This is a genomic window from Streptomyces sp. NPDC005899 (assembly GCF_040629645.1).
Lineage (GTDB): Bacteria > Actinomycetota > Actinomycetes > Streptomycetales > Streptomycetaceae > Streptomyces.
In genome coordinates, this window is sequence record NZ_JBEXWB010000488.1 from 1 (window position 1) to 3,667 (window position 3,667).

Below are 3,667 nucleotides of genomic sequence, written 5' to 3' on the forward strand. Positions count from 1 at the left end.
GCCGAAGCCGGTGCCGAAACCCACGGGCCGGTCGCAGAGTTCGGCGATCCGGGTGGTGTTCTCCGCGAGGTCCGCACCGGTCATCGAGTCGGTGTTCGTCGCGCTCGGCGCGTTCCTGATGACCCTGGCGGGCGGCTGGGTCGCGCAACGCGTCAGCGACCGCCGCCACCTCGTCCTCGGCCTCGCCGGGGGGCTGATGCTGGGCGTCGTCGGCCTCGATCTGCTGCCCGAGGCGATGGAGGCCGCCGGCGGCGAGGTCTTCGGGGTGCCCGCCGCCCTCCTGCTGTTCGTGGGCGGCTTCCTGGTGGCGCACCTCGTCGAGCGTTCGCTGGCCGTACGCCAGGCCGCACACGGCGCGAGCGAGGAGCGGGTGCCGCAGGTGGGGCTGACGGCGGCGGCCGCGATGGTGGGCCACAGCCTGATGGACGGCATCGCGCTCGGCGCCGCCTTCCAGGTGGGCGGCGGCATGGGCGCCGCGGTCGCGCTCGCCGTCATCACCCACGACTTCGCCGACGGCTTCAACACCTACACGCTCACCAGCCTCTACGGCAACGCCCGCCGCAAGGCGCTCCTGATGCTGTACGCGGACGCCGTCGCCCCCGTCCTGGGCGCGGCGACCACCTTGCTGTTCACCCTTCCGGAGGAACTGCTCGGCTGCTATCTCGCCTTCTTCGGCGGAGCGCTGCTCTACCTCGCCGCCGCCGAGATCCTGCCCGAGGCCCACCACGAGCACCCGGCCCGCTCCACCCTGCTGTGCACGGTCGCGGGGGTGGGCTTCATCTGGCTGGTGGTGGGCATCGCGGAGTGAGGTCATCCGCGGCACCGCTCCACGAACCGCCGTGCCACCGAGGGCGAGGCCGCCCAGTGGGTGTGCACGTAACTCGCGTGCACGCCCCCCTGCACGAAGCCCTCCACGCGCCGCTCCGGCTGGTGCAGACCCCACGCCGGCGCGGCGCCCGCCCCGGGCTCCAGCACCGTCCGGTGGAACTCGTGCCCCCGCATCCTGGTCCCGGCCGCCGCCAGCACGTTGTCGGACAGCGCCACCGCCTGCCGGTATCCCAGCGTCAGGCGCTGCGACATCCGGGCCGAGGCGTCCAGCACCCCGCACATGGGCCGCCCGTCCAGCTCACGGGCCAGGTACAGCAGCCCCGCACACTCCGCGGCGACCGGGGCGCCCGCCCGGGCGAGCGCGGTGACGGCCCCCCGCAGCGCCTCGTTGGCCGACAGCTCCGGGCCGTACACCTCGGGGAACCCCCCGCCGATCACCAGGCCGGCCGTGCCCGCGGGCAGCTCCTCGTCGCGCAGCGGGTCGAAGACGGCCACCTCCGCACCGGCGGCCGCCAGCAGCTCGGCGTGTTCCGCGTACGCGAACGTGAACGCCGCCCCGCCCGCCACCGCCACCACCGGCCGGGGCCCATCGACGGCCCGCCGCTCCGGCTCCCACGCCTCGTCCGGCAGTCCGGGGGCCGACCTGGCCAGCGCCAGCAGGGCGTCCAGGTCGCAGCCCTCGCGGACGCGCTCGCCCATGGCCCGTACGGCCTCGACGGCCTCCGCCTGCCGCTCGGCCACCGGCACCAGTCCCAGGTGACGCGACGGCGTCGCCACCTGCGGGGCCCGCCGCAGCACCCCGAGGACCGGCAGGCCCGACTCGTCCAGTGCCTCACGCAGCAGCGCCTCGTGACGGTCCGACGCCACCTTGTTCAGGATCACCCCGCCGATCCGCACCTGCGGATCCCAGGAGGCGAAACCGTGCACCAGGGCGGCGACGGAACGGGACTGGGACGAGGCGTCGACGACGAGGACGACCGGCGCCCTCAGCAGCTTCGCCACCTGCGCCGTCGACGCCAGCTCGCCCTGCCCCGAGGCGCCGTCGTACAGCCCCATCACCCCCTCGACGACCGCCAGGCCGCAGCCGGCCGAGCCGTGGGCGAACAAGGGGGCGATCAGCTCCGGCCCGCACATGTACGCGTCGAGGTTGCGGCCCGGACGGCCGGTGGCCAGCGCGTGGTAGCCCGGGTCGATGTAGTCGGGACCCACCTTGTGCGGTGACACGGCGAGGCCCCGACCGGCGAAGGCCGCCATGAGCCCCGTGGCGACCGTGGTCTTGCCGCTGCCCGACGCCGGTGCGGCGATGACCAGACGGGGGACACTCACCACTCGATGCCCCTCTGGCCCTTCTGGCCGGCGTCCATCGGGTGCTTGACCTTGGTCATGTCCGTCACCAGATCCGCGGCCTCGACCAGTTTCGCGGGAGCGTTGCGCCCGGTGATCACCACGTGCTGGGTCCCCGGCCGGTTCCTCATCACCTCGACCACCTCGTCGGTGTCGATCCAGCCCCAGTGCATCGGGTAGGCGAACTCGTCGAGCACGTACAGCCTGTACGTCTCGGCCGCCAGGTCGCGCTTGACCTGCTCCCAGCCCTCCCGGGCCTTCTCCTCGTTGTCGGTGTTGTCACCGTGCAGGCCGCGCTGCACCCATGACCAGCCCTCACCCATCTTGTGCCAGGCGACGGTCCCGCCCTCCCCACTCGCCCCGAGCACCTTCAGCGCGTTCTCCTCGCCGACCTTCCACTTCGCCGACTTCACGAACTGGAACACCCCGATCGGCCAGCCCTGGTTCCAGGCACGCAGCGCGAGCCCGAAGGCCGCCGTCGACTTCCCCTTGCCGGTCCCGGTGTGCACGAAGAGAAGCGGCCGATTGCGGCGCTGTCGTGTCGTCAGTCCGTCGTCCGGTACCGACACCGGCTGTCCCTGTGGCATTACGCGGCCCTCCCGGCTGCTCGAACATCCTTGACCAGCCCGGCGATCGAGTCGGCCCGCAGCTCGTCGAGCGTGACCGCGGTGCCCCCCAGGTCCCGGGCGAGCTGTGCGGCGAGACCGAGGCGCACGAACCCCGACTCGCAGTCCACGACGACGGACGCCGTGCCCTCGGCGGCGTGCAGGCGCCCGGCCCGCGCCGCGAGCCCGACCGGATCGACGCCCCCCGTCGCCCGCCCGTCCGTCACCACGACGAGCAGCGGCCGCCGGGAGGGGTCGCGCAACCGCTCCACCCGCAGCACGTCGTGCGCCCTCAGCAGACCGGCGGCCAGCGGGGTACGTCCCCCGGTCGGCAGCGACTCCAGGCGCGCCGCCGCGGCGTCCACCGACGAGGTGGGCGGCAGCGCCACCTCGGCGTCCCTGCCCCGGAAGGTCACCAGGCCCACCTTGTCCCGCCGCTGGTAGGCGTCCAGGAGCAGAGACATCACCGCGCCCTTCACGGCGCTCATCCGCTGCCGGGCCGCCATGGAGCCGGAGGCGTCCACGACGAACAGCACGAGATTCCCCTCGCGCCCCTCACGCACCGCCTGCCGCAGATCGTCCCGCCGCACGACGAGCCCCCGGCCGGACCGGCCGCGCGCCCGCTGATGCGGCGCCGCGGCGTGCACGGTCGCCGCGAGGTGCAGCTTCGTCAGCGTCCCCTGGGGCCGTCGCGCCCCGGTGGTCCGACCGTGCTCGGTACGCGCCCGCGACCTCCGCCCGGCCGCCCCGTCGCCCAGTCCGGGCACGCACAGCGTCTTCGTGCGGAACGGCTCGGAGGCCGGGACGGGGCGCTGCTCCGGGCCGCCGGGCGCGGGCGCCCCGGAGCCGTCCTCGCCGGCTCCCGATCCGCCTTCCGCCCCGCTCTCCGG

At 74.4% G+C, this 3,667-nt stretch carries 4 protein-coding genes; 1 reads left to right on the plus strand and 3 read right to left on the minus strand.

What is annotated here, in order from left to right; translation table 11 throughout:
* Positions 1-118: 118 nt before the first annotated feature.
* A complete protein-coding gene (locus tag ABZ371_RS30315) occupies positions 119-808 on the plus strand; it encodes a ZIP family metal transporter (protein WP_358685629.1) in 690 nt (229 codons plus the stop codon).
* 2 nt (positions 809-810) lie between these two features.
* Here ABZ371_RS30315 and ABZ371_RS30320 read toward each other — a convergent pair whose 3' ends face one another.
* The 3 genes from ABZ371_RS30320 to ABZ371_RS30330 all read right to left on the minus strand — a co-directional run.
* Positions 811-2,157 (minus strand): cobyrinate a,c-diamide synthase, encoded by a 1,347-nt coding sequence (locus ABZ371_RS30320; RefSeq protein ID WP_358685621.1) that lies wholly within the window; start codon positions 2,155-2,157, stop codon positions 811-813.
* Positions 2,151-2,759 (minus strand): cob(I)yrinic acid a,c-diamide adenosyltransferase, encoded by a 609-nt coding sequence (gene cobO / locus ABZ371_RS30325; RefSeq protein WP_358685623.1) that lies wholly within the window; start codon positions 2,757-2,759, stop codon positions 2,151-2,153. The genes ABZ371_RS30320 and cobO overlap by 7 nt, the downstream gene beginning before the upstream one ends.
* Positions 2,759-3,667, minus strand: a 909-nt coding sequence (locus ABZ371_RS30330) for a VWA domain-containing protein (RefSeq protein ID WP_358685626.1), incomplete at its 5' end; no start/stop codon positions are given. The genes ABZ371_RS30330 and cobO, both read right to left, overlap by 1 nt.